Below are 25,379 nucleotides of genomic sequence, written 5' to 3'. Positions count from 1 at the left end.
GCAGGCGCGGGGTGACGGACGGCTCCTGCGATCACAGCAGTTCCAGCACTACCCGACACACGACGTGGGTTTCGGTCACGGTTGCACTCGCGTGAGGAAGACGATGGATGGACCGTCTCCTGCCGCGTCCTTGCCGGACGCCGGGTTTGGCTCGTGACTGCTGATCACAGAATCGACCCTAGCGGCCAGCGCTGGCATCGCCGTCAGGGGTCGACGCTGATGCCGTAGTCCGCGGCCAGGCCGGCAAGCCCGGTGTCGTAGCCCTGGCCGACAGCACGCGCTTTCCAGCCTGAAGTGTGCCGGTAGATCTCCATGGCGATGGTGACGGTCTCACCCGAGACGAAGGGGGCAGGCGTGAAGGCGAGTCCGCCGCCAGTGGGTTGGGTGACCTCGACGTGCCAGGTGGTGTTCTGGTCGAAGGAGGCGGTGGGTTGGGCTTCGAGGTCGATGCTGGCGATGACGGCCACGGTGTGGACGTCGTCGGGCACGTGGGGCAGATCTGCGGTGACCGTGTTGCCGCTGGTGCGGACTCCGTCGTGGTGCGGGTGGTTGTAGAAGACGAGGTCGTGGTCGCTGCGTACTTTGCCGTGGCTGGTGAGGAGTACGGCAGAGACATCGACTGGCACGCCGGTAGTGATGAGGCGCACCGCTACCGATTCGGTTCGCAGAGGGGCGTTGGCTCCCTTGGCCAGCACGTGCTTGGTGTTGTCCAGCAGGCTTGGGGCGGCCTCGGCCGTCCCTGCGGCAGGTTCACTTGCGGGTGGACTGGTATTGGTCAGAGCGGCGAGGGTGTGCTGGAAAAGCGGCCAGCCCTCAGCTTCCTCTCCGGGCCATGGCCAGGCCAGGCGTGAAGAGCCGAACTGTTTGCCCGTCGGGGGCTGTCCGAGCGCTTCGTGGAGCTGCAGGTATCGCAGACTTTCGACGGCTAGGCGGCTGAGTTGCCATTGCCGTCGGGCTTCTTCGGGCTGGTTCATGCGCAGGTCGTTGTCGACCGCGGTGCCGCCGAGCGCGGTGTAGACGCGCTGGGCGACGTCATAGCCGTCACCGGACAGCAGACGGACCGGGTGCAGTTGCTGGGCGGGTGCGGGTTCCCCGATCGCGGTGTAGAGAGCGCCGAGGTCGCCGCCGGTCCACTGGTTGGCTGCGGCGGTGGCGAACTGGGCGAACTGGATCAGGGTGGGCGGACAGCCCTTCGCGGCCACGAACCGGTGGTGCGCCTGGGCGACGCCCTCCAAGGCGGTGCGCCAGCGCTGCTGCAGGTAGGTGTCGAGGTGCTGCTCGGTCCAGGCACGACGATGGCGGGTGATGATGTCGCGGATGCGTTCGAACCCTTCGCGGCGGCTGCCGCCGCTGATGGTCGACGTCATGGTGAAGGCGCCGATGGTGCTGTCCACCGGGAGCTCTGTGCGCTCGTTGACGATCATCTCTTCAGGGCCCAGGTGCTGTTCAGCGATGCGCAGTTCCTCGAACAGGTCCGGGGAGACGGGGCAGTTGGCGGCGGTCAGCGCGGTGAGGGTGCGGCTGTAGTGGTCGGCCACACCGGACAGGGGAGCGCGGGAGTAGGGGCCTTCGCACACGAACCAGGCGGTCAGCGCGACGCCGTGCCAGAACTCCAGGGCGGGGCCGAGGGCTTCGGCCATCAGCTGGTGGGGGCGGGGGTTGCTGACGAGGCTCTTGGCGTGCCGCTGCAGGGTCACCGAGTGCCACAGCCGGTCCACCTGCTCGTTGACGGAAGCGGGCAGCACCTGCCGGTACAGCTGCTGGGTGAAGCCGTGTTCGTCCTGCCAGGAAAACGCCATGATGTTGTCGTCGACGAGCCCCCACAGCGGCCGCATGCCGGGTCTTTGGACGGCGTGCGCCTGGTCGAAGGCCGTCCACCACTCGCGCAGAGCCGCCACGCGTTCTTCGACGGGGGAGAGGGAGGTCGGGCCCCCGAGGAAGGCCGCGAGCATCGCGTGGATCTCGTCCTCTGGGATGCCTGCCTCGGCTGCCATGTCGGCCGCCTGGGCGGACATTCCCACATACAGGCGCGGTTCGGGCAGCGCAGTGATGACCTCCTCGTCCGGGTGCGGCGGCGCCTGCAGGTAGTCCAGCGTGGCCAGCCAGTCGCCGGCGAAGTAGCCGGAGACAACCGGCTGCAGTGCGCGCGTCGCAACCCGGCGCGCGAGGGCGGTGCCGGTCTTGGATTTCTTGGCGAATCCGGCCATCAGCGCCTGCAGTTGCAGGATGCGATGGCGGGTGACGAGCTGCAGCGGATCAACGGAGGCCAAAGCGTCCAGGAGGCGCAGGCGGGCGTGCTGCTGACCGTGCCGGTCCAGCCGGTGCCATCCGCCGCCGAAGCGGAAGGCCTCCAGAACATCGCCGGCGATGCCCAGCAGCCGGTAGCGTTCCTCGATGCCGGACCACAGTTGCCGCTGGTCGTCGGTCGTCTTCCCAGACCCCGCTGCCCGAACCCGGATCGGTTCGATCAGTGTCTCGAACAACGGGACCAGCACTGCCCACAGCAGCACCGCGTCGGCTGCGCCGTCCACCAGGCTCACGCTGGCCGAGTCGTCCGCGGCCAGCGTCAGGGCATGGGCTGGGCGTTCGCGTACCAGCTGGGGCAGGTTCACCGCCCCGGCTTTCAGTGACAGCTTCTGCGGCAGGTACCAGGCACCACGCCGCTGCTGCTCCGGCACCCCGAACGTTTCAGCACACCACGCCTTTTCCTGGGAGCTGAGCCCCAGCACCTCGACGTTGTCCGCGGCCTGCGGTCCGATGCCGCGGACCACCGAGACCATGAGCTGGCCCCTGAGCGCTGTAGTCAGCAGCCGGGCGGCGAGTGTGTCGAGCTGAGTGAACCTTTGCTGCTGCCCGGCAGCTGCCTCCAGGGCAAGCGCCTCTTTGGGAGAGGCATCGATAGCGGGGTGCCACCAGCGCGGCTGTTCACTGGCCACCGGTCAGCCTCCGCATGTAGTCGACGAACTGCTCAAACGGCATCGGGGTCGCGGTGTTCTGCGCGTAGACGGCGTAGCGCTGGGCCATCAGCTGCATTTCCCGCTCCGCCCGCCGGGCCTCCACCCGGTCCAGGTCATGCACGACCCGCTGCTCAACACGCCCCTGCTCGTACAGCACGAACGCGTCGACTCCGCCCGGGAGCGCACTGTCAGAGTCACCTTCCCCGAGGCCGTTACCGCCGGCGAAGTCCGCCTCCAGCGTGGAGGTGTCGATCAAGGGAACGCCGAGCAGCAGCGCGGGATCCATGTCGTTGTCCGCGCACATGGCCTCCAGATGGTCCTCGAGGCCGAGTTCGGCATGGCAGACCACATCCAGATACTGCTGATCGGCTGCCAGACCCGGCTGGCGCAGCACCCGCACGCCACGTCCGATGAATTGGTAGAACTCGCCGAAACTGCCATAGGGACGCACGGGCACGACCACGGTGATGGGCGGGAAGTCGTAGCCCTGGCCAAGCATCCGCAGTTGCACGATGCCCTGCAGATCACCCGCGTCCGACTCGAAGCGCCGCCGGGTGGCTTTGATCGACGACGCCGACATGCTGTGGTGCAGCGTGGCGCAGGGAATGCCGTGCTCTTCGGCGATCCGGGCGATCTGCCGGGCGTGGGCCTCACCCATCGCCGCAAACAGCGCCCGGGGTTTGACCGGAGCCAGCAGCTTGGCCTGCGCATCCAGACAGGCCCGCGTCACCATCATCACCTGCCGGATCGAGGCATCGGACTGCGCGGTGATGCGGGCCATCCTCCGCTCGTCGCCCAACGCGGCCAACAGCGCATCGCGGCCGGTGATCTGCTCGCGTCGCCCGTCGGGCCACACCGCCTCGTACACCGTCGTCGCCGCGTCCGGGGCGAACCGGTGCACGCGCAGGTTCTTCGCCGAGCCGTCCGCGATGGAGTCCACCAGCCGGTAGCGGTAGACGACATCGGCGTCGATCGGCTTGCCGTCCAGACGCTGGAAGCACGCCGACATCAACAGCGTGCGCGCATCCCGGAAGTGGGCGAACAGCCGCTGATAGGAGGCGCTGGCCGCGATATGGGCCTCGTCGACAACGATGAAGTCGACATCGCCCGGCTCCAGCTTGGCCAGCAGGTCCCCGCCCTTGTCGCCAGTACCCAGCGCATGGAAGTTGGTGACCAGCACGTCCGCAGCCAGCAACCGCTGCCGACTCACCTGGCTGATCTGCCCGTCCTCTGCGTCCAGCACCAGTGTGGCCGGCGGCCGGGCACCCGGCAGCAGGGGCCCGCCCGCCAGTCCGTACAGGACATTGCCCGGCACACCGGGGTCGAGTGCCTTGGCGAAGGTGCCGCGGATGACCGAGCCCGGAGTCACCACCAGCGCTCGCCGCCTGGTGAAGGACAACGCGGCCGCCACCCCCAGCGCGGTCTTGCCGGCCCCGACCGCCATCACCGTGGCCGCATGCCGACCGCCGGAAGCGTAGTAGTTGGCCAGCGCGGCCAGGGCCTCGTCCTGGCAGGTACGCAACGGCTCTCGGGTCACCTGAGCGCGCACACCGGCGAAGTAGGCCTCATCATCCGGTGACCGGGTACCCCGAGGCGGATCGGCCGCCCGCAGGGGATCGCCCACCATCTCCGGGACCTCGACGCGCGGCGCGGCGATGACCAGGGGCGAGAGCACTGGATCCTGGCGCAGCATCGCCTGCAACTGCGCGACGCAGCGTGCGGTGTCCAGGCGCACCGCATCGTAGGAAAACCGCAGCACCGTCAGCCCTGTGGCCGCCAGGTCGTTCTGCCGCAACCGGTCGTAGGTGAAGGCGGCACGGTCACTGTGGAAGGCGAACCCGTCCAACTCCACGGCCAGATGCAGCGACTCGCCAGCGATCAGATAGTCCAGCCGGTAGGTGCGCTCGTTGACCGTCACCGGATGCTGACTGTGCACATGCGCCACGATGCCCCGCTGCGCGGCTGGAGTGAGCACCCAGCGCAGGAAGGCCTCTTCCAGGTAGGACGTCGAGGGGAGCAGCCGCTCCAGCCCGGCACTCATGCCGCCCCGCCAGCCGTCGTCTCGGCCGCCAGTGCGCCGATCTTCCCCGAGAGACGGTCCACCGCATCCTCACCCTGCTCGAAACGGGCCAGCCGTCGCGCCACTTCGAGGGCGTCGGTGAAGGCGCCTTCGCGTTCCAGCAGCATCACCAGCCGGGGAACGGACGTCACGTGAACGAACGAGGTCGGGACGGAGCCGGTGTCAAAGGAGACGGCCTGCGGGGCAGCCTCCATCAACTCCAAGTCCAGCAGCGCGAACACCTCAAGCAGCTCAAGCCCGTCAGGGTAGGAGCGTCTGCCGCTCCACAAGCGGTCCACCGCGCCTTGGAGGACGAAGTGGTAGTCCATCGCCCCACCGGGAAGCTCCAGCGCCTCCCAGACCCGGGTGACCAGGTCCGTTCCGCTCGCCTCCACCGGCACATGCCGACTGGCCGGCGTTGCCGACGTACGGCCCTCAGCAGACGGCCACGTCAGCGAGCCGTACGACACCTTCGGACGGACGCGGGCCTCTGCGAGCGCTTCGCGGACGACACCAGGGCTTCCGGTGAACCGCACACCAGGAATCGCTGCCATACGTTCGAACCACTTCGCCATGTCCCCCCGCTCATCCCACTCCCGCAGCGTCCACCGCCATCTACCCCCCCCACAGACATGCTGGGGTTCGGCCGGTCCGGGAACCATGCGTCTTCGGTGACCCACTGCGTACTGCCCACCGACCCAGTGCATCCTCTCGCGGAGCCCCCGGTCGGGCGCAGAATTCTCCAGAACAGCACACCGATTGAGCTACGGCCCCTCCGCACAGCGCGAGCTGCCGCATCTCTAACCGGGGCCGGAGGAGTTGGTCCGACGGGCCATCTGGTCGAGACCGTGCGGATGCGGCGAGTTCTGGATCGGCCAGTCCAAGTCCCCTCCGTGGGGACGGAGTTCAGGCATACGGGTAACGGCAGCAGCGATCCGCCTCTGACGGCCGGTGTCTCTTCCTGCGCTGCTGGTGGGGCAGCACACGGGGAGCGTGCCATGACGGACGGGACGGCAGACACACAGGAGCTGTGGCCCCAGCTTCTGCAAGTCGTCAAAGAGCGGATGCGGTTCGCCTGGATTCTGCTGAGCCAGAACGCGAGCGTGTTCTTCTACGACGGCACCACGCTGACGCTCAACATGTTCAGCCCGGGCGCATGGGACACCTTGATCAACTCGGATTGTCGCAACGTGCTCGAGGAAGTACTCGCAGAGTTTCTCAATCCTCCGCCCGCGGTAGAGCTGTTGGTGCAAGGCAGGACCCCGTCTCCCCCCGACCTCCCCAGCCCTGAAGGTCCCACGCAGGACCACAGCGGGGGCCCGGCCGATCACCGAACGGCCGAAGGCGACCGCAGCGCGGCGTCCACAAGCTGCACCGCGGCGGGGTACGCCAATGCCTGTCTTGGCCGGCGCATCTACCCATTCCCGCGGCCGGGCGGCGAGCCTTCCCGCGCGCCACCGTGCGCGGCGCACGGAATCGGAGCAGCGATAGCCCTGTGACCAGCCAGATGTCACAACGTCCGGAGAAATCAGCACGGTTGTGGTGCGTGCGATGCGCGGGCGGTACCGAGCAAGCCATCCGGAAGGGGAAGGTACGGCATGGATCCTGTGATCGTCGCAGCGGCGGTGACCGTGGCCGTCAGCGTAGTCAACGGCATAGCGAAGATCGCTCAGCGGCGCCTGACCGCTGACGGTGTTCGCAGTGCGGGACGCACTAGTACTCCAGCAGTACTTCGTGGCTTGACCTGGGGAAACGTCGAGCGGTGGGAGTGTAGCGGGCAGTTGGCCGTCACGGGCGGCTTCTGCCCGCCCACCCCTCGAAGGAGTGCCCGCGACGGCGGCAGCACATCTGTGCGGGGAAGCCCCCGAGTGTGACCATCGAACAGGCAGAGACCTGGGACCGCGACCTGGACGACCTCTTCACCACCATCGGACACCGCTTCGGCCGCGTCGAACCCCGCCGCCGTATGCGGGACTACGTGCGCGCACTGCTCGCACCGGTAGCCCGCAAGAACAGCTGGCAACTGGCCGAGCACGCCGGCCACGCAACCCCGGACGGTCTGCAGCACCTGCTCTCCCGAGCCCGCTGGAACTGCGACGACATCCGCGACGACCTGCAGACCTTCGTCGCCGAACACCTCGGCCGCCCCGACGGGGTACTGATCATCGATGACACCGGGTTCCTGAAGAAGGGCACCACCTCCGCCGGAGTCCAAAGGCAGTACTCCGGCACCGCCGGCCGCACCGAGAACTGCCAGATCGGCGTCTTCGCCGCCTATGCCAGTTCCGCCGGCCGCGTCCTGGTGGACCGGGAGCTGTACTTGCCGAAGTCCTGGACCGACGACCGTGACCGATGCCGCGCGGCCAAGGTCCCCGATCAGCGGGAGTTCGCGACCAAGAACACCCTCGCGGCGACGATCGTCCGCAGAGCTGTGGCCTCGCCACTGCCGGTCGCCTGGGTCACGGCGGACGCTGCTTACGGACAGGACAACCGCTTCCGCCGGATGCTGGAGACATCCGGCGTCGGCTATGTCCTGGCCGTCCCCAAGTCCCAGTTCTCCCTGGCCGGCCCGCGCATCGACAGGGTCTTCGAGCAGGCCCCCGACCAGGCATGGGAACGCCGTTCCTGCGGCGCGGGAGCGAAGGGGCAGCGCGAGTACGACTGGGCGGCCCTCCAGTTGCGCCCCGTGGCCGAGTACGACCACCAGGACGGCGTGTTGATCCGTCGGCGGTGGGCGCTGGCACGGCGCAGCCTGAGCCGGCCGGACGAGATCGCCTACTACCTCGCATACGCACCGCTGGATGTCGCAGTGGACGAACTGGTGCGGGTCGCCGGCGCCCGGTGGGCGATCGAGGAGTGTTTCCAGGCGGCGAAGAACGAGTGCGGCCTGGACGAGTACGAAGTCCGCCGCTACGTCGGCTGGTACCGGCACATCACCCTGGCCATGCTCGCCCACGCCTTCCTCGCGGCGATGAGCGCACGAGCAGCCGAAAAAGGGGATCCACCGATGAGGATGCCGTGGTCATCGAGCTCACCGTGGCGGAAGTGCGGCGACTCCTGGCAGCTCACGCACCCCGAGACCTTCGCACCCACACCCACGCGTTGAGCTGGTCGCACTGGCGCCGACGACGCCAAGCGGTGGCCCGCCGCTGCCACTACCGCCGTCGCGGGCACTCCTTCGAGGGGTGGGCGGGCAGAAGCCGCCCGTGACGGCCAACTGCCCGCTACACTCCCACCGCTCGACGTTTCCCCAGGTCAAGCCACGAAGTACTGCTGGAGTACTAGCCCTGCCAGACCGCATGGGGCGCCGTGACTGATCGCAGATCCCCCCTTCAACTGACGCTCTGCTCCAGCTGCTTGCCGCCAGCCGGCGCCGTAGCAGGCAACTTGCCGCTGTCCGTCTTGCCGCCTTGTCAGGGCGATGGCCTCGAGGCTGTGCCTGCCAGGCCGTTGGGCGTATTGAATAGATCCTGATAGGCGCGTAGTTCCTCACCGGTCAGCTCCGGGTCGCCGCTGATGGCACTCATGGTGGTGTCCCATTCCCGGTAGCCGTCTGCGCGGGGAGTGAGCAGCACACCGACCGACATGAGCTGGGCGAGGTTCGCATGCTCGCCGCGTTCGTGATGACGCAACTGAAGCCAGGCGGAGAACGCGGCGCGGGTGTGGTCGGTCAGGGCGGAACAGACGGCGAAGCCAAGCTGATCCAGGTCAGGCCCGGCGATGAAGGTGCGCATCCGCCATACCGTGGTGCCTGTCTCAGGCTCAGCGGCCGCGGCCAGCGCGTCCAACAGAAATCGGCCCAGATCTGTGCGGCATCCGACCGGCAGGCTGTCGAGAGAGGCCAGGACGCGTTGCCGGGTATCCCACTCGTCCGGGGCCAGTGGGCTGGTAGCTACGTCCTCGAGCATGACGCGGACCATGGTGTGAGCCTCGTCGTCGTCACTGCCGGCCGGGGCGGCGGGCAACAGCGGCACGCTGTGCGGCTGTCCGCCGCGCCGAGTCCAGGACGGGTCCGCCTCTTCCAGTGCTGCCTCGGCATCCGCAGCGGCTAGATCGTAGTAACGCTCCGGCTCGCCGCCCAGAACGGGCGCCGACGTGCCGACCCGGTGCAGATAGCCGACGACGGCGTGGGTGGAGCGAAGCTGGTTGAACAGGAACTCCCAGTCACGCCGCAGCAGGGCGATCACCGGCGTGTTCCCATGGTGTTCGGGAACAGCCAACTCCTGCGGGGGAGCGGGGTGTTCGATGATGGTGACGCCTACCCAGTCGATGGCCGGGCTGTCGATGCTGAGACGATGGCCGCGTCCGTTGACCATCTGCACGCCCTGCGTTTTCAGCCGGCGTACGGTGCCGTGGATCTGCTTGCCCGCCGCGGTCAGCTGTTTGAGGACCCAGGACGTCTCCCGCTCCACGGTGGCGGGTTCACCCTCGCGGGCCTTGATCTGCACGACCACACCGCGGTCGCCGACCACCAGCAGTCCGTCACTGATCTCCCGCACCCCACGGCCTTTACGCTCCACGCTCGGGGCCATCACAAAATCGGGCAGGCCCCAGGTGGCGGCCGAATCCTTGACGGCTGTCTCCGCGGCCGTGCCCCGCCGGTCGTGGTGGCGCAGGGGTGTCGCGTGCGGGACGACCCGCTCGAACACACCGCCGGGCGTGCTCACCATCAGCGTGAGCGTGTCGGCGTCCTGGACCCGCCCCAGGCCAATGTCCGAGGAGGCCAGCGCGGCCAGTTCCTCGGCGGACCAGTGCCTCGACGAGCGCGTGGCCTCAATCCAGGTATCCGTAGCGCCGATGCGTCCGGCAGACAACACGCGCCGGCTGCCCGGCACCTGGCTGGACAGCCACGCGAACGAGGTGGCGAACCGGGTGACCGCCTCGATCACCAGCGACAGCCGCTGATCGAAGGTGTCCTCGTCATCGGCCGGGGCGAACCCCTCGGTGAAACACAGATCGACCCAGGTGCCGGCCTGCGCGTTCACAGCGCACCCGCTCTGGTAGGAGCTCAGCCGGTAGCGGGCCAGGACACGCTCTTGTCCGTCGAGCGCACCGGGCTCCGCCGCCTCCACGCTCTCGACCACCGCGGGCGCCGCGGCATGGACCTGCGGTTCGATGGGAGTCGCCCAGGCGCCCATCACCGCACCCGAATCCAGCGCCGCCTCCCACTCCAGCAGATGGCCCAGCCCGCGGCGGATTCTGTCGATGACCTCGTCGCCGGCGCTGTCCTGGAAGGGCTGGCAATCCTCCACCATCGCCACGTGCGAGCGCAGGGTGCCGTCCATGCACGACTCGGCCAGCGACGCCCTGAACCCCTCGAGAGAATCAGCGACCGGAAAGAACCGGGGACACTCCGGCCTGCGCAGCCGCTGCAGCGCACTGAACGCCTCAGCCGACTCCGTCACCAGCGCATCCAGACACGCCCACAACTCCCGCACACACCCGCGGAACAGCTCGGTCAGTTCCGTCTGCCCGCCTGGTGGCCAGGCCAGCCAGGCACCGATGACCCCCGACCCGTCCGGATGCGTGACCACGCTCTCCTCGACGAGTCCGTCCTTGAGGAGCGTGCTCCACAGCGGCGCCATCGCCATCCTGGCCTGCTGCGCGTCGCGCAGGTGCTGCCACGCCCGCGGGTAGTACTCCCTGATCACAGCACCGACCCTAACGGCGGGCACTGACACCGCCCCGTTCAGTCGCGGCTGCCATCACCCACAACGTCGGCCTGCCCGCAGCCCGCACGGCTGCGGGCAAACGTGCGCCGCGGCAGCGGCTGGGACCGTAGTCGGGAAAACAGCGGGCCGGGGACGACACCGTCGCCTGCGCCGATGTTTCTGCACGCCGCCGACCAGACTCCCGCGCCGGTCTGTACGCCGCGGCGCCGAATTGGGAGCATGACGGGATATGCCTGGCAGGTGAGGGGTGGTTGCGTGGGGGCGGACGAGATCAGGTCTCAGGGATTCAACCTGAATGAGCTGTTCCGTGACGTGACGTACGAGATCGACTACTACCAGCGTGACTACACCTGGGGTGACGAAGAAGTCCGCACCCTGCTGCGGGATTTGTGCGATTCGTTCAAGCACTGGCTGGGCGACTCCGCGTACCGGCGCCGCCCCCACACCGCGCCGCAGTACTTCCTCGGCCCCTTCGTCTACCACGAGCCGTCGAAAAAGCGCCGCTTCCTCGTCGACGGTCAGCAGCGCTTCGTCACTTTGCACCTGCTCTTTTTGCAGCTGAGACTGTCGGCCCGGGAGGCCGGTGACACGCACACGGTCGACCAACTCAACCGTGTTATCACGACCGACGGGAAGCACTTCAGCGTCGGCATCACCGACCACGACCCCGTCCTGCAAGCCGTCAGCGAGAGCCGCAAGTACGAGGCCGGCGCGGGGGACTCCCTCTCCCGCCGCAACCTGTGGGCACGCGGCCAGCAGATCGAATCCCAGCTCGCCGAGGAACTCGACGCCGAGAAGCTCCACCCCTTTACCGAATGGCTCCTGACACGCGTGGTCCTGGTGGGCATCCGCGCGGCAGGCCCCGACCACGGCTACCGCATGTTCGAGACGATGAATGACCGCGGCGCCCGCCTCACCACCGTCGACCTCCTCAAGAGCCATCTGCTGTCCAACGTCGGCTCCGCTGAAGATCAGCTGAACACCCAGTGGCAGGAGATGCTGCGGGAACTCTCCACCGACCGCGATGACCCCCAGGCGGCATCCCGCTTCATCAAGGCATACCTCCTTGCCCGCTGCGCACGCGAGGACTGTGACGAGGACCGCCGCCAGATCACCACCAACCTCAACGTGTGGGTACGCCACAACGCGGAGTACCTCGGCCTGACCCCGGGACGCCCCGACCACTTCCTCAACTTCGTGCAGAATCTACTGAAGACGGCCCGTCTGTACAGGCCCGTCCTCGCCGCCACCCGCACCCTGAAGATGGACGGTGACCGCCTGGAGACGGTGCTGTTCAACGAGCGCAACGGCCTCGGCGTCCAGTCCGTCGCCGTGCTCGCTGCCATCGCCCCCGACGACCGGCCCACCGACGCCAAGGACAAGGGCCGCCTCGTCGCCGCCTACATCGACCGCTGGTACGCCCTGCGGATCCTGCAGGACCTGCCCGTCCAGTCCGCCGACGCCGACGCCCTGGTCCACACCGAGCTCGTCCCCCTCCTGCGCGGCTGCCGCACCGTCGCCGACGTCGCCTCCACACTGGGCGACCTCGCCCAGCACAACGGGAACCCGGTGCGCGAAGCAATCACCCTGGGCCTGCGAGGCAACAACGCCCATCAGATCCGCTATCTCCTCGCCCGCGCCACCGCTTACGCCGACGAGGCCTGCAAAAAGCCCTTCGACATCCTCGCCTACCTCGACCGCGACCAGTTCCACATCGAACACCTGTGGGCCAACCACCACCATCGCGTCGCCGGTGACATCCCAGACCCGGTCGTCTTCCGCAGCCGCCGCAACCAACTCGGTGGCCTCGGCCTGCTGAGGGGCCGCGAGAACTCCAGCATCAATGACCTCCCCTTCCACGACAAGAACCGCCTCTACGCCCGCAACAACGTCCTCCTGGGCGTCCTGGCCCCTGAATACGATCACCGCAACCCTGAACTGCGCGACTTCATCAAGGCACACCAACTCGACAAGCACATGCGGGCCTTCGGGCCGAGAGAGACCATGACCACGGTCATCGAGACCCGGCAGGAGCTGTATCTGCGCCTGTTCGAATACGTTTGGAAACCCGAACGCCTGGGGTTGCCCGTCCCTGTTGCCGTTGCACCTTCGGAACGCGACGCCAGCCAGCCGGTCGCCCGTCCGCGCCAGGCCCCTCCGCGGCGCAGAGCGGCTTCTGGTCGACGCACCGACGTGGCCAGGATGATCGACGCCCAAGTTCTGACAGCCGGCACCCGGATCGTGCTCACCTACCGCGCCACCGAGCACTGGGCCACCATCGACGCGAACGGCGGCATCATCCTCGCTGCGACCGGAGGCACACCGTACGGCCGGGTCGACGAGGCCGGGGCCGTCGCCCGTGGCACCAAGACCTGCCAGGGCATGAACGAATGGCACATCGAAGACGAGAACGGAGTACGCGTCAGCCTGCGAACCATCCGTGACCGCGCGGCGGCGGCCGCCGCGCTGTAGCCGGTCAGGCAGGTCTGTCGACGGCTGTCCCGCGGCCATGGCGCGGTCCCAGCTGTCGACCATTCCGATCGCTTCGCACCATCGAAGCGGGCGGTCCGCAGCTGCTGGATGTTCACGGCGGTTGCGGTTCGGGGCGCTGGACTAACCGCCAGCCCCGGGTTGTGATGCTCAAAGCCAGAACCGGGCGGTGAGAAGTGGCGATCACATGGCACCGTCGACGTTGGACGGCCGGGCGGCCGGGGCGGGTCCGTCGGTGATCTGGTCCAGCGTGCGCGCCAGAGCTGGCAGGACCTCGTGGTAGAGGGTTTCGTGTTCGCAGCCGTCGCCGCCGTTTGCGACGATTTCGGCGGCCAGGGCGCGCAGTGCGGGCGGTCCGCTGACGGCGAGCCGCTCGGCGAGTTTGAGGTTGCCCGCCCGTTTCTCGGGTTTCTGGTGGTACTTCGTACCACTCCTGTAGAAGTCGACGTCCATGCCCACCGGGGTGATGGGCCGGCCGATGCGCTCGGTGAGGTTGGCGATGATCTGGATGCCGTGGGCGTCCAGATCCTGCCAGGCGGCCACCGGCAGCGGCGCCATCGCCTTGAGGAACGAGGCCAGGCCGTGCGTGGCGTAGCCGGCGCCCCATATGCACAGCCACTGCTCCGCGACGTCGGGGAGTTTGCACACCTGTGCGAAGGCGTCCTCGTTCTCGACCAGGAAGACGCCCACCGCCGAGCAGTCGATCAGTCCAAGGCTGCGCAGGCCGCCTGCGGGCAGTCCCAGCCAGGGGAGGCAGGCTGCGGCGTCGGCGATGACGGTATCGACGCGCCAGCGCAGGGGCCCGCGCATGCGCAGCTCCGTGTCGGTCTCTTCCACCGCCTGGTCGAAGGGGCGGCCGACGAGGTTGGCGAACGCCTGCCGACGCGCCGGCAACCACCTGTACTTGGTGTCGCGCATGCTCTTGCCCGCCAGAACCTTGGCGGTCATCGGCTGGGGGTTGGACTGGGCGGCCCACCACACCGCGGCGGACCTGACGGCCACCTCATACACCCGCCAGTCCCCGGTTCCGGTGGCGCTGCCCGCGGGAACCTGCAGGGTGCGGGCCGGGGCGGTGGCGGCCAGCAGGTTGTGTTCGCCGGCCAGTTGGGGGATGCCTGCCATCGCTTGCAGCAGCTCGGTGTGCAGCCGCAAGGGGTCGGGGTGGCCGCGCAGCTGGGCGAGCTTGTCCTCCCTCAGCGATGCCCAGGACGGGCTCAGCCGCCAGGAGTCGGGGGCGAACCCGGTGGCCTGGACGACCTTGCAGCGCAGGACGACGGCGCCGCAGCGGATCAGCGACGCGGTCGTGCGCCACGCGTGCTCCTGGCCGAAGTCGGCCTCGATGGTGGCCCACCGCTTGCGGGTCCGGGTCGTCAGAACCTTGATCAGATCACGGTCGGCCAGGCCGGCCGGCGGGTCGTAGGCGGGGACCGGATCGGAGGCGACGAGGTCGACGAAGGCGGGGTTGACGCGCCGTTTGCGGTCCACGGGCACGCGGGTGAGGACCTCGTCGCCGTCTTTTCGGGTGCGGGGCACGGTGACGGCGATGATCCCGGCGGGAAGTCCGTGCAGCGGCACTTCCCGCCGACCGTGGGCTTCGCCGACCATCAGGGCGGGTCGGGGGAGGGGCGCGCTGGGTTCAGGCATGTCAGGCATCGGAGCGTCCTGCGCTGATCCAGTCGGCGGTCAGTTCCACACGCTGGCCGTCGGCGTCGTGTCCCCAGGCGCGGGTGGGCTGGTTGTAGGCGTCGGAGGAGGAGGCGTGGACGAACCACAGCAGCTCGTCGCAGACGTCGGCGGCATCCACCAGCACACTGTCCTGGCAGGTGCCCAGGATGGTCAGGTGCTGGCGGCGCGCCACGTCCCGCAACGCGGCGAGCATGTCCTTGCGGTTGACCTCGCCCAGGCTGTTGCCGAGCTCGTCCAGGATCAGCACTCGGCCCCTGGTCTCGGCATCGGCCAGCACCGCGGCCAGGACCAGCTGGATGGCATGCACCTTCACCTGGGCGCCGTTGGCGTTCTCCCGGTAGTGCACGAAGGCGCCGCGCGGGGAGCGTTTCCAGCGCGGTGTCACCTGCCACCGCCAGGGCCTGGCACCCTCGGGCCGCACACTGTCGTATTCCAGGCGCGCACCGTCACCACCCCGCTGCCGATCCAACACGTTGAAGGCTTCGCTGATCTGCGCGAACAAACCTTCGACATGATGCTCGATCATGTCCTGCAGCGCCTGGAGGGTGTGCTCGCTGCGCTCTGCGGCAGCGGTGAGCTTGGCCAGGGCCTGCTCGCGCAAGGAACGGCCGGAGGCGATCCGGGCGGCTTCGACGGCGTCCTTGTCGGCGTGGCCGTCCAGCCGGATCTGCAAGGGCGCGGCCACCTCGCCGAAAACCGTGCGCGGCAGCGCGGCTGCCTCCTCCTCGGCGAAGGCGGCCCGCAGGCGCTGCGCCAGCAGCAGGTCCTCGTCGACACCGGCCACAACGCCAGCCGGCAGACCGTAGTGCTCGTACGCGTCCCGCAGATGATCCTCGACGTTTCGCCGCAGCCGGCCGGGCCGGGGCACCGGAGTGCCGGGATCGGTAGCCTCCAGGAGCTCAGCCGCCTCCTCGGCGGAGGCGCTCCACAGCTGCTGCCACTGCGGGCAGGCGATCTCGGCACGGGCCCTGACCAGAGCCGTGTGCTCCTTGATCTGCTCCTTGTATGCCTTGGAAGCCGCGTCCCGGGTGAGCTTCGCAGTCGTCACAGCCTGGTCGTGGGCCGCCACTGCGCTCTGGGCCCGCTCCCACACGTCGTGCAGTCCCTCTTCCGCGTCCCGGGCAACGGTGACTTTGCCGTCGGCCTCGGTGATTGCGTCCTTCAAGGTGGAGGCATGCTCTTCCAGAGCGGCCAGATCCCGTGCCGCCACGGCCGCATTGTGCTCGATCTCGGCGACCTCGAACTCCGATTTAGCCGTGCTCAGGCCCTCAACTGCCGCAGACACGTCGTCCGCGCACTGGCGCCGGTGCGCGACGGCCTGGGCCACGCGAGCGTCCCGTCCGGCGATCGGAGCCTGGAAGCCGCCGACGACCGCCAACGACAGACCGGCATCGTAGGCCGCTGGCGGGTCATCCAGAGCCGTCATGCGCTCCTGCAACATGCCGAGGAATCCTGCCAGCGCCCTGCCGCTGCGCACCCCCTGGGGCAGGACATCCCCGGCACCTCCCGTCCCGTCGGCGGGATCGGCGGCGATGACCTGGGCACCGGGCAGGCCGTGCAGAAACTTCCGAGCGCGTTCGGCTTCGCCGCACGGCACCACCACGGCGTCGCGCCAGGGCCACAGGCGCGCTTCCCACTGCGCACGGGCCGGCTCCTCCAGTTGCAGTTGGTCCATCAATCCGGCGGCGCTGATGCCGTGGCCGTCGAGGATCTCCAGGGCCTGACCCGCGACCCCACTGCGTCCCTGACGGGCCGCATCCTCCAGCCGCAGGGCCTGGGACAGGGCGCTGTCTGCGCCGGCCTTCTCCTGTCGCGCCGCATACAGTGCGTTCCGGGCGGCTTCCAGCGCGTCCCGGGCATCGGCAACCGGAGTTCCCTGCCACAAGCCGGCGCTCGGCCGCAGGGGAGCCATGTCCCGGCGGACGATGTCCCGCCGGGTAGCCGCCGATGTTCGTTGTGCGGCGGCCTCCTCGGTGATCTGCCTGGCGTCCACCCACTTCTGGCGGGCGGCGCCAGCAGCCGCGGCCAGCCCGGTTGCCGCGGTCAGCTCGCGCAGCCTCTCCTCGGCGCCGGCGAGCAGGGTCCGCGTCTGCGCCACCCGCTGCTCTTTGTCTTCCAAGCCCACCGCCTGCTTCCGGTCGGCTGTGGCTGCCTGCAGGTAGCAGGCAGCCACATAGCGCCGCCACGCATGGCGTCCTTCCTCCAACGCACCGCGCGCGGCGACACGTGCCCGCACGCCCTCAAGCACCGTCTCCTCGTCCGCCAGGGCCAGCGCGTGCTCATCGCGCGCCTTCTCCAACTGCGCGGCATGTTCCAGGGCCTTGCCGCGGCGGGCACCCTCCTGCTCCAGCAGATGGGACATACCGGATAGCGCGATCAGAGCCTCCCCGATGTCGTGCGGTTCCATCGCGGTCATCTGCTGGCTCAGCAGCGAGGGCACCGCCGGGCGCAGCGGCGTGTCGAGGTAGGTCAGGCACCGCGGTGCGTTGCCGTAGAGGGCATCGGCCATCCGACGTGCCGACAGCCGGCTCGCACTGCCCAGCTCCTGCCACAGGGCATCCGCCTGCACCGCACGCTCGGCATCGGACGCGTCATCGGCCACGTGGACGCCCTCGGCCCAGTTGGCCTGGACGTACGGGGCGGACGCGGCGATGCGCACCCACACCGTCAGCACCCCCTCCCCGAGCTCGTCGCCGGTGACCGCACCGTCCGCGTGATACGGGCCGGACCTGTCGTGTGCGAAGACGCCGACCACGTAACCGTGCGAGGCAGCAGGCATCTGTTGGGCCCGATCCACCCCGGCCGCATCGGGCTTGAACAGGATCCCGCTGGCGTACAGCCCGTGGTTGGACTCCAACCGCCACTGAGGATCGGCCAGCAGCAGCGAGACCGCGATGAGGAACGAGGTCTTGCCCGAGCCGTTGGAGTCGTCCTTGGGGCCCATCCCGGACACGGCGACGAACGTCTCGGGCACCACCGGCACCGCGTGGGTGGTCAGCCGAGCGATGTCGAACGTCTGGACCGCCACCAGATGACGGCCGCCGATGATGCCGCGGTGCTCGACGAGCTCGGGCAGTCCCTCCTCCCCGTCCTCACCCGGCTCCTCGGTCCTGTCCTGAGTCCATGTGTCGTTCATGGCTCCTGCCTTTCCTGGCCGGCGGCGCGGGCCTGGCGCCGCCATATCGACTCGGCCATGACCCCCCTCGGCTCAGCCAGCAGCACCAGCTGTTCGAACAGGTCCGCTTGGGCTGTCGGCGTCAACCGCAGCAGCTGGCTGCCCAGCACGATCCCCGAACTGGTGGACCGCACCAGGTCGGCGGCGGCAAGACGGCTCAGTGCGGCGTCCACGACCCCGTCGGGCACCGCGGACTCCTTCAACCGCTCCCGGCTCACTGGCTCCCCCTGAGTCCACAAGGCCTGCGGCAGGACACTGCCGCCAGCGCGCGGGACAGCGACGCTGAACAGCAGCACCAACGTCAGCACCGCACGGTCCTCAACAGGCAGGACACCGACACCCTCATCGGCCAGCCGCGCCCTGACCGTGTCGTCATAGCCAGACAGGAATCCCTCTCCCACACCGAGCAGCGCCCGGCCCGAAGCAGCCAGTACCTCCTCCACCACCCTGCGCAGCGGCACCTCTGCCAACGCTCGGAAACGCGCCGACGGCACCGGCCACCGCGCGGTCTCCACCGCGCACACAGCCGCGCGCACCTCTGCACGGCGCTGCTCCGACAGCGCCTCCAGATACCGCACCTCCACGTCTACCCCTCCTCCACCTGGCAGGGCAGCAGACCGTAGCCGTTCCGCAACTCATCTACATCCCGCTCGCTCCACGCGGCCACCATCGGCCCCAGCCGCACCATGCCGTCCCCGACATCGGTGGCCAGGTAGCCCCACGCGCGCAGGACCCGCAGCGCGCTGCGATACGCCGAGGTCTGCGCGATGAGCGCCATGCCTTCCCGCAGCAGACCGTCCCCAGGCGGAGCACAGGCGGCCAGCACCTCCTCCTCGGCCACCACGCCCCCCGGGTACAGCCGCCGCTCCGGATCGGGCCAGCACAGGCGCACAGCCGCTCCCAGCGTCAGCAGTTGCGACGGCGTCGCCTCCCGATGCGTCAGCGGATCGCCCACCACACCGCTGACCGGCTCCACGTCCGGCGCCCAACGCACCATGACCCCTGGGCCGCCAGCCGACTCCACCTCGACAAGGCGCCGCTGCACATCGTCGGCGGCCCGCCGCAGCACCGACAGCCCATCCGCCGCACCCGCGACCAGCGGCACAACCCGTCTGGCCCGGGCCCGGGCCAGCAGATAGGCGTCCTCGTTCATGCCGGCCCCTCCTGCACGGCCGAAGAGTCCCCGCCCACGGCACCCGACACGTCCTGCGGCAGCCGGTACAAGGACAGCGGACTGGCATAGGTGACCGCCCCGGCCGGATCGACGAGGATCTCTTCGCCGATCTCCACGAAGAACGGTGTCGCCGGGTCCGCAGACGCCTGCAGCAAGTCCACCACCGTGGCGATCGCCGCACGCCATGGCAGTGCTCCCAGCGTCCCGGTCAGGTCTGCCTCCTGCCCGCCCCTGGCCAACGACTCCATCGACGCCGAGCGCCGCCGGCGCAACAGCAGCGCCTTCTCCCGCGCCGCTTCCACCGGATCAGGACCCGGGGGGAGCGGAGCCGGCCGCGCCGGCCGCCGCCGGGGGGCCGGTGGCCGCCGCTCCCCGGCGGCCACGAGCACCTGCGCTGCGGTGATCTCCACGCTGGCGGGATCAAACACCGTGGCAGCGAACGCCTTCGCGAGCGCGTCCACCGGCGCGCCCAAGGCCGCCGACAGGTACTGCTCCGGCAGCAGCATGCTGAAGTCCCGCCGAGCACGCACCTGTTGCAGCAGCCGGTCGGAGAACTCATCCACGGCCGCCGAATAGTGAAGCGCCTCATCGATCAACCGCGTCCCCGACGCTCTCAATCGCGGGAAGCGGTTGCTGACGGCTTTGACCAACTGCTTCGCGTGGTCCAGCAACACGGCCTTGGACTGGTGATGGTGACGCTCACCCACCAGCTCCTCGATAGGCTTGGACCGCACCAGCCGCAGCAGATGCGCGGTGGTGATGGACAGATCACGCCGCACTCGCCGCAGCCGTCCGGCCAGCTGATTCTCACTCAACAAGCCCTGCGCCAGACCGACCTGCGTACGGTCCAGCAGGGTCATGATCTCCTCGACGCCGCCGGCTTCCGCCAGCCGCTCGAAGACCAACAAGGCCGCACCACTGGTCGGATTGAAGACGTAGCGCCCCTCATATGCCTTGCCGCGGGCCTGCTCCAGCATCCCCAGCTCCGCAAAGACCCGGAACCGGGCAGCAAAGGCCTCACCCGAGGCCACCGGAGCACACGCTGCAGCAATCTCCTGCCGGGTCAGCCCCCGATCGGAGGCAAGATCACCAAACGCATCGTGAATCGCCTCGGCCAGCTGCAACGACAAAGGATCGTCCGAGACCGCACCCACCGTCGACGCCACCGGCGCAACAAACGGCCGCACGAAGTCCAACGGGTCACTGCGAACCCCAGCGGCAGCACCATCGAACAGATCACCCTGCTCGAAGCCGCTCTCCTGTGCAGACAAGCTCCCCCCAGAACCGGCCAGGCGCCCCCGCACCCTCCTCCAAGGGGCCGAACCTATCCGCCGCAGGCGTTGCCTGCTGCCACATCACCAATATCCGCCGCATTCACAACGCATGGCGCAAACCCTCTGCCCGTCGGGCGCTGCAGCACACGGTGGCGCCCTCGGCCAGGGCCCCCACGGCACAGTGGACATTCTCAGTTGACGTCAAGCATCCCTGATCATGGCGCAATGTCACCAATCGTAACCACCGATTACGAGCCAGAGCCCTCACCGGCCCTGTCTCGCTTTCGGTGGTGACGGAGCGTTGTGATGGGTCGTTGACATTCATGTGAAGGATGTCAACGAGCTTGTGCAGACGGTCTTTTCGGGCCTGTCCCCGCTGGTCATCGAGGATGTAGTCGACGAAGGTGAGCGGATCGTGGTGCGGGCACGAACTCCGCAGGACACTGCAGTCTGCCCGGTGTGCGGGACCCCGTCGGAACGCGTGCACGGCTATCACTGGCGGACAGTCGCGGACGTGCCGGTCGATGAACGACGGGTGGTGGTCTGTGTGCGGGTGCGGCGTCTGGTGTGCCCCACCCGCGGCTGTCGCCACACCTTCCGCGAACAGGTACCCGGTGTCCTGGACCGCTACCAGCGGCGCACGACCCGCCTGACCAGGCAAGTCAAGGCCGTGGTCAAGGAGTTAGCGGGCCGGGCCGGGGCACGTCTGCTCGCGATATTGGCGGTGAGCCTGTCTCGTCACACGGCCCTGCGCGTCCTGCTGCGGATCCCGTTGCCTGCCGGGCGGGTGCCCCGTGTGATCGGCGTCGACGACTTCGCACTGCGCCGCCGGCACCGCTACGCCACCGTGATCATCGACGCCGAGACTCATGAGCGGATCGACGTGCTGCCCGGCCGCACGGCCGACACTCTGGAAGCGTGGCTGCGCGAGCATCCGGGCATCGAGATCGTATGCCGTGACGGCTCGGCCACCTACGCCGAGGCCATCCGCCGCGCCCTGCCCCACGCGGTCCAGGTCGCGGACCGGTGGCATATTTGGCACAACCTGTGCGAAGCAGCCCTCAGCGAGGTCAAGGCGCACAGCACCTGTTGGGCCACCGTGCTGGACGCACCCATCTACGACGGACCCCGCGCCCGCACCACCCTGGAACGCTGGAACCAGGTCCACGGCCTGCTCGACCAGGGCGTCGGCCTGCTCGAATGCGCCCGCCGTCTCCAACTGGCCCTGAACACCGTCAAACGCTACGCCCGAGCCGACCGGCCTGAACGCATGCTCCGCGTCCCCAAATACCGCGCCGGCCTCGTCGACCCCTACCGCGAACACCTGCGCAAACGACGGGCCGAGGACCCCGGCGTCCCGGTCAAGCACCTCTTCGAAGAGATCAAAGCCCTCGGCTTCACGGGCTGCCTGAACCTCCTGCACAAGTACATCAACCAGGGCCGCGCGGACGCCGACCGCAGCCATATCTCCCCGCGCAGGCTCGCCCGGATGCTGCTGACCAGGCCCGACAACCTCAAAGCCGATCAACACCAGCTCCTCGCCAAGCTCACCAACGCCTGCCCCGAGATGACACAACTGGCAACCGGCATCAGGGACTTCGCCCCGCTCCTTACGCCCCACGCCGACAACGCCGACGCGCTCACGGGCTGGATCGACCAAGTCCGAACAGCGGATCTACCCCATCTGCACTCCTTCACCCGCGGCCTGGAGCGAGACCTCGACGCCGTGACCGCCGGGTTCACACTTCCGTACAGCAACGGCCCCACCGAAGGCGTCAACACCAAGACCAAACGGATCGCACGACAGATGCACGGACGAGCAGGCTTCACCCTCCTCCGCCACCGCATCCTCCTCGGATAGCAGCACGCTCCGTCACCACCGAAAGAGAGACAGGGCCCGCTCACCGGTGTAATTGATGATCATGGAAGAGACATCAAGTGACTGACACCGTGACCAAGTTCGTGGCCGCCGATGACCAGGCGGATCCGTCGCCGGAGGCCGCGACGGTCGAGCAGAAACTGATCGACCAGCTCGTCGAGCAGGCCCGCAGCAAGGGGCTGCAGCTCACCGGCGAGGGCGGGCTGCTGCAGCAGCTGACCAAGAAGGTGCTGGAGTCCGCCCTGGAGGGCGAGATCACCGACCATCTCGGCTATGACAAGCACGACCCGGCAGGCAAGGACGGCGGCAACTCCCGTAACGGCACCTGGTCCAAGACGGTGCTGACGGACATCGGGCCGGTCGAGATCGACGTGCCCCGCGACCGGGAGGGCTCCTTCGAGCCGGCCATCGTCAAGAGGCGGCAGCGCCGGCTGACCGGCGTCGACGAGATGGTGCTCTCGCTGTCGGCGAAGGGCCTCACGCACGGGGAGATCTCCGCGCACCTGGCCGAGGTCTACGGCGCGGCCGTGTCCAAGACGACCATCAGCACGATCACCGACAAGGTGATGGATGGGATGGCGGAATGGCAGAACCGGCCGCTCGACCGCGTCTACCCGGTCGTCTTCATTGACGCTATCAACGTCAAGATTCGCGATGGTCAAGTAGCGAACAGGCCGATCTATGTGGCCCTGGCGGTCACCGCCGAGGGGCACCGTGACATCCTCGGCCTGTGGGCCGGCGACGGCGGCGAAGGCGCGAAACACTGGCTCCGAGTACTCTCCGAGCTCAAGAACAGGGGCGTCGAAGACGTCCTCATGCTGGTCTGTGACGGGTTGAAGGGGCTGCCCGACGCAGTCAGCGAGGTCTGGCCGCGAACTGTGGTGCAAACGTGCGTGGTTCACCTGCTGCGGGCGTCGTTCCGTTACGCAGCCCGGCAGGACTGGGACAAGATCACGAAGGCGCTCAAGCCCGTCTACACCGCGCCGACCGAGGACGCGGCCACGACACGGTTCCTGGAATTCGCTGAGACCTGGGGCAAGAAGTACCCGGCGATCGTCCGCCTCTGGGAGTCCAGCTGGCCCGAGTTCACGCCTTTCCTTCAGTTTGACGCAGAAATACGCCGCATTGTGTGCACGACCAACAGCATCGAGAGCGTCAACGCCCGCATCCGCAAGGCCGTCCGCTCCCGCGGGCACTTTCCCACAGAGCAGGCCGCCCTCAAATGTGTCTACATGGCCGTCATGAGCCTCGACCCGACCGGCGCCGGCCGTAAACGCTGGACCATGCGCTGGAAAGGCGCCATGAACGCCTTCGACCTGGCCTTCGACGGCCGCCTCACCGCAGGCCAACTCTAACCACACCAAGCCCAGTTACACCGCTCGCTTGGCTCTGTTCCGTAGTCGGTGGTGACAGTGCGTTCTCCTCATTGCAGGAGGATGCGGTGACGGAGGAGGTCGAATCCTGCTCGGCCGTGCATCTGCCGCATGATCTTCTTCGTGCTGGTGTTGACGCCCTCGGTCCGGCCGTTGTGGTGGGGCAGAGTGAGGCCGGCGTTCACGGCGGCGCGGTCGAGCTCGAGGCCGTTGCAGAAGCTGTGCAGGTGGGGCAGGCCAGCGGTGCGGACTGTGGCGATCCACTGGGTGAGCTTGTCGTCGTTGGCCTGGGCCGGGGTCAGGAACCCGGCGAACTCGCCGGTGAGTCGGGCGAGTTCGGTCATCTCCGGGCATGCCGCGGTGAGGAGGCCGAGCAGGTCGGTGTCCTTGGTCCACAGGTGCTCGGGGTGGGTGAGCAGGAGCCGGGCAACGCGGCGGGGGGTTGTCACGGGGCGGTCGCCTTCTGCGCGGCCCTGATTGAGGTAGCGGACCAGCAGGTTGGCACTGCCGGTATAGCCCAGTTCTCTGATCTCGTGCAGGAGGTGCGTGACGGGAACGGCCGGGTTGTCGGACCGGCGTCGGCGCAGGTGGTCGCGGTAGGGGTCGACGAGGGTGGGCCGGTAGCGGGGGGCGATGCGATCCGCGGGTGGTTCAGGGATGCGGGTGTAGCGCTTGACGGTGTTCAGGGCGAGGTTCAGTCTGCGGGAGCAGTCGAGCAGGCCGACGCCGGAGTCGATGAGGGCGTGGACTTTGTGCCAGCGCTCGCGGGTGGTCTGCTCGCGGACGCCGCCGGGCCGGGGCGCGTTGACGGTGGCCCAGCAGGGGGCGTGGGCGCGGACCTCGGCCAGAACTTTGTCGCACAGGTTCCGCCACAGATGCCAGCGGTCGCTGACCTGCACCGCGTCGGGCAGAGCCCGGCGGATCGCCTCGGCGTAGGTGGCCGAGCCATCCCGGCACACGACTTCGATCCCTTTCTGCCCGCGCAGCCACGCCTCCAATGTGGCGGCCTCGCGGTCGGGCAGGACATCGACGCGTTCCCCGGTCTCGGCATCGATGATGATCGTGGCGTAGCGGTGACGGCGGCGCAGGGCGAAGTCATCGACACCGATCACCCTCGGGATCCGCAGCGTCGGCGGGGGGATTCCCCGCAGCACTCGCAGGGCGGTGGCGAACGATACGGGCACGCTCAGTAACCGGGTGAGCCGGGCAGCCGCCCGGCCACATAACTCTTTAACCACGCTCGAGACCTGGCTGGTCAGACGCGTGGTGCGGCGCTGCAGTCGCTCGATCAGCCCAGGGACTTGCTCGCGGAAGGTCTGCCGCCGACAGCCCAGGACCGGGCAGACCAGGCGTCGTACCCGGACGTTGACCACGACCCGGCGGCCATCGACCGGCACATCCGCAACGGTCCGGACGTGGTATCCGTGCACCTTCCCCGTCGGGACCCCGCACATCGGGCAGGGACAGGGCACATCCCGGGTCCGCGCCAGGACCCGGATCATCTCGCCGTCGCCCACCACATCCTCGATGACCAGCGCCGAAAGCCCTGAAAACACCGTTAGCACAAGGGAGTTGATATCTCGCATACAACGTCAACGACGCCCGTCACCAGCCGTCACCACCGACTACGGAACAGAGCC

The 25,379-nt window shown here is 68.5% G+C and carries 15 protein-coding genes; 5 read left to right on the top strand and 10 right to left on the bottom strand.

From position 1 onward, the window contains the following. Window positions 1-203: 203 nt before the first annotated feature. From QA861_RS00655 to QA861_RS00645, 3 genes are read right to left on the bottom strand one after another with little or no spacing between them, the layout of a single operon-like run. Window positions 204-2,936: a TerD family protein gene (locus QA861_RS00655; RefSeq protein WP_334586207.1), complete on the bottom strand. Its 2,733-nt coding sequence runs from the start codon at window positions 2,934-2,936 to the stop codon at window positions 204-206. After that, entirely contained in the window at window positions 2,926-4,998 is a 2,073-nt protein-coding gene (locus tag QA861_RS00650; RefSeq protein WP_334586206.1) for a DEAD/DEAH box helicase family protein, read from the bottom strand. The genes QA861_RS00655 and QA861_RS00650 overlap by 11 nt, the downstream gene beginning before the upstream one ends. Next, window positions 4,995-5,570 carry a hypothetical protein gene (locus QA861_RS00645; protein ID WP_334586205.1) on the bottom strand — a complete coding sequence of 192 codons (576 nt, stop codon included), beginning with the start codon at window positions 5,568-5,570 and terminating at the stop codon, window positions 4,995-4,997. The genes QA861_RS00650 and QA861_RS00645 overlap by 4 nt, the downstream gene beginning before the upstream one ends. A gap of 444 nt (window positions 5,571-6,014) precedes the next feature. Between QA861_RS00645 and QA861_RS00640 the strand changes: the two genes are divergently transcribed. Continuing rightward, entirely contained in the window at window positions 6,015-6,515 is a 501-nt protein-coding gene (locus tag QA861_RS00640; RefSeq protein ID WP_334586204.1) for a hypothetical protein, read from the top strand. A 377-nt stretch (window positions 6,516-6,892) separates the two neighbouring features. Continuing rightward, a complete protein-coding gene (locus QA861_RS00635; RefSeq protein ID WP_443041536.1) occupies window positions 6,893-8,122 on the top strand; it encodes an IS701 family transposase in 1,230 nt (409 codons plus the stop codon). A 307-nt stretch (window positions 8,123-8,429) separates the two neighbouring features. Here QA861_RS00635 and QA861_RS00630 read toward each other — a convergent pair whose 3' ends face one another. Continuing rightward, window positions 8,430-10,550, bottom strand: coding sequence for a hypothetical protein (locus QA861_RS00630; RefSeq protein WP_334586203.1), 2,121 nt, complete (start codon window positions 10,548-10,550; stop codon window positions 8,430-8,432). A gap of 393 nt (window positions 10,551-10,943) precedes the next feature. Here QA861_RS00630 and QA861_RS00625 point away from each other — a divergent pair, with 393 nt between their 5' ends. Next, complete coding sequence (locus QA861_RS00625) at window positions 10,944-13,160, top strand: DUF262 domain-containing protein (protein ID WP_334586202.1); 2,217 nt, start codon at window positions 10,944-10,946, stop codon at window positions 13,158-13,160. A 201-nt stretch (window positions 13,161-13,361) separates the two neighbouring features. On the opposite strand, the gene QA861_RS00620 is transcribed toward QA861_RS00625, so the two are convergent. From QA861_RS00620 to QA861_RS00600, 5 genes are all read right to left on the bottom strand, one after another. Next, window positions 13,362-14,822, bottom strand: a complete 1,461-nt coding sequence (locus QA861_RS00620; RefSeq protein WP_334586201.1) for a Wadjet anti-phage system protein JetD domain-containing protein — start codon at window positions 14,820-14,822, stop codon at window positions 13,362-13,364. Window position 14,823: 1 nt separating this feature from the next. Then, window positions 14,824-17,892, bottom strand: coding sequence for a hypothetical protein (locus tag QA861_RS00615; RefSeq protein ID WP_334586200.1), 3,069 nt, complete (start codon window positions 17,890-17,892; stop codon window positions 14,824-14,826). A gap of 104 nt (window positions 17,893-17,996) precedes the next feature. After that, the gene (locus QA861_RS00610; RefSeq protein ID WP_334586199.1) at window positions 17,997-18,623 is read right to left on the bottom strand and encodes a hypothetical protein; all 627 of its coding nucleotides are present in this window, start codon (window positions 18,621-18,623) and stop codon (window positions 17,997-17,999) included. Window positions 18,624-18,625: 2 nt separating this feature from the next. Further along, window positions 18,626-19,192: a hypothetical protein gene (locus QA861_RS00605; RefSeq protein ID WP_334586198.1), complete on the bottom strand. Its 567-nt coding sequence runs from the start codon at window positions 19,190-19,192 to the stop codon at window positions 18,626-18,628. Beyond that, complete coding sequence (locus QA861_RS00600) at window positions 19,189-20,484, bottom strand: hypothetical protein (protein WP_334586197.1); 1,296 nt, start codon at window positions 20,482-20,484, stop codon at window positions 19,189-19,191. Before QA861_RS00600 ends, QA861_RS00605 begins: the two co-directional genes overlap by 4 nt. A gap of 328 nt (window positions 20,485-20,812) precedes the next feature. Between QA861_RS00600 and QA861_RS00595 the strand changes: the two genes are divergently transcribed. Further along, window positions 20,813-22,348, top strand: a complete 1,536-nt coding sequence (locus tag QA861_RS00595; protein ID WP_443041422.1) for an ISL3 family transposase — start codon at window positions 20,813-20,815, stop codon at window positions 22,346-22,348. A gap of 101 nt (window positions 22,349-22,449) precedes the next feature. Next, the gene (locus QA861_RS00590; RefSeq protein WP_443041535.1) at window positions 22,450-23,721 is read left to right on the top strand and encodes an IS256 family transposase; all 1,272 of its coding nucleotides are present in this window, start codon (window positions 22,450-22,452) and stop codon (window positions 23,719-23,721) included. Window positions 23,722-23,789: 68 nt separating this feature from the next. On the opposite strand, the gene QA861_RS00585 is transcribed toward QA861_RS00590, so the two are convergent. Continuing rightward, complete coding sequence (locus tag QA861_RS00585) at window positions 23,790-25,325, bottom strand: ISL3 family transposase (protein ID WP_443041421.1); 1,536 nt, start codon at window positions 25,323-25,325, stop codon at window positions 23,790-23,792. Between the last annotated feature and the right edge of the window lie 54 nt (window positions 25,326-25,379).

The organism is Streptomyces sp. B21-083, assembly GCF_036898825.1.
In the GTDB taxonomy this organism is placed as follows: Bacteria; Actinomycetota; Actinomycetes; order Streptomycetales; family Streptomycetaceae; genus Streptomyces.
This window is presented reverse-complemented; position numbering and strand designations above follow the sequence as displayed.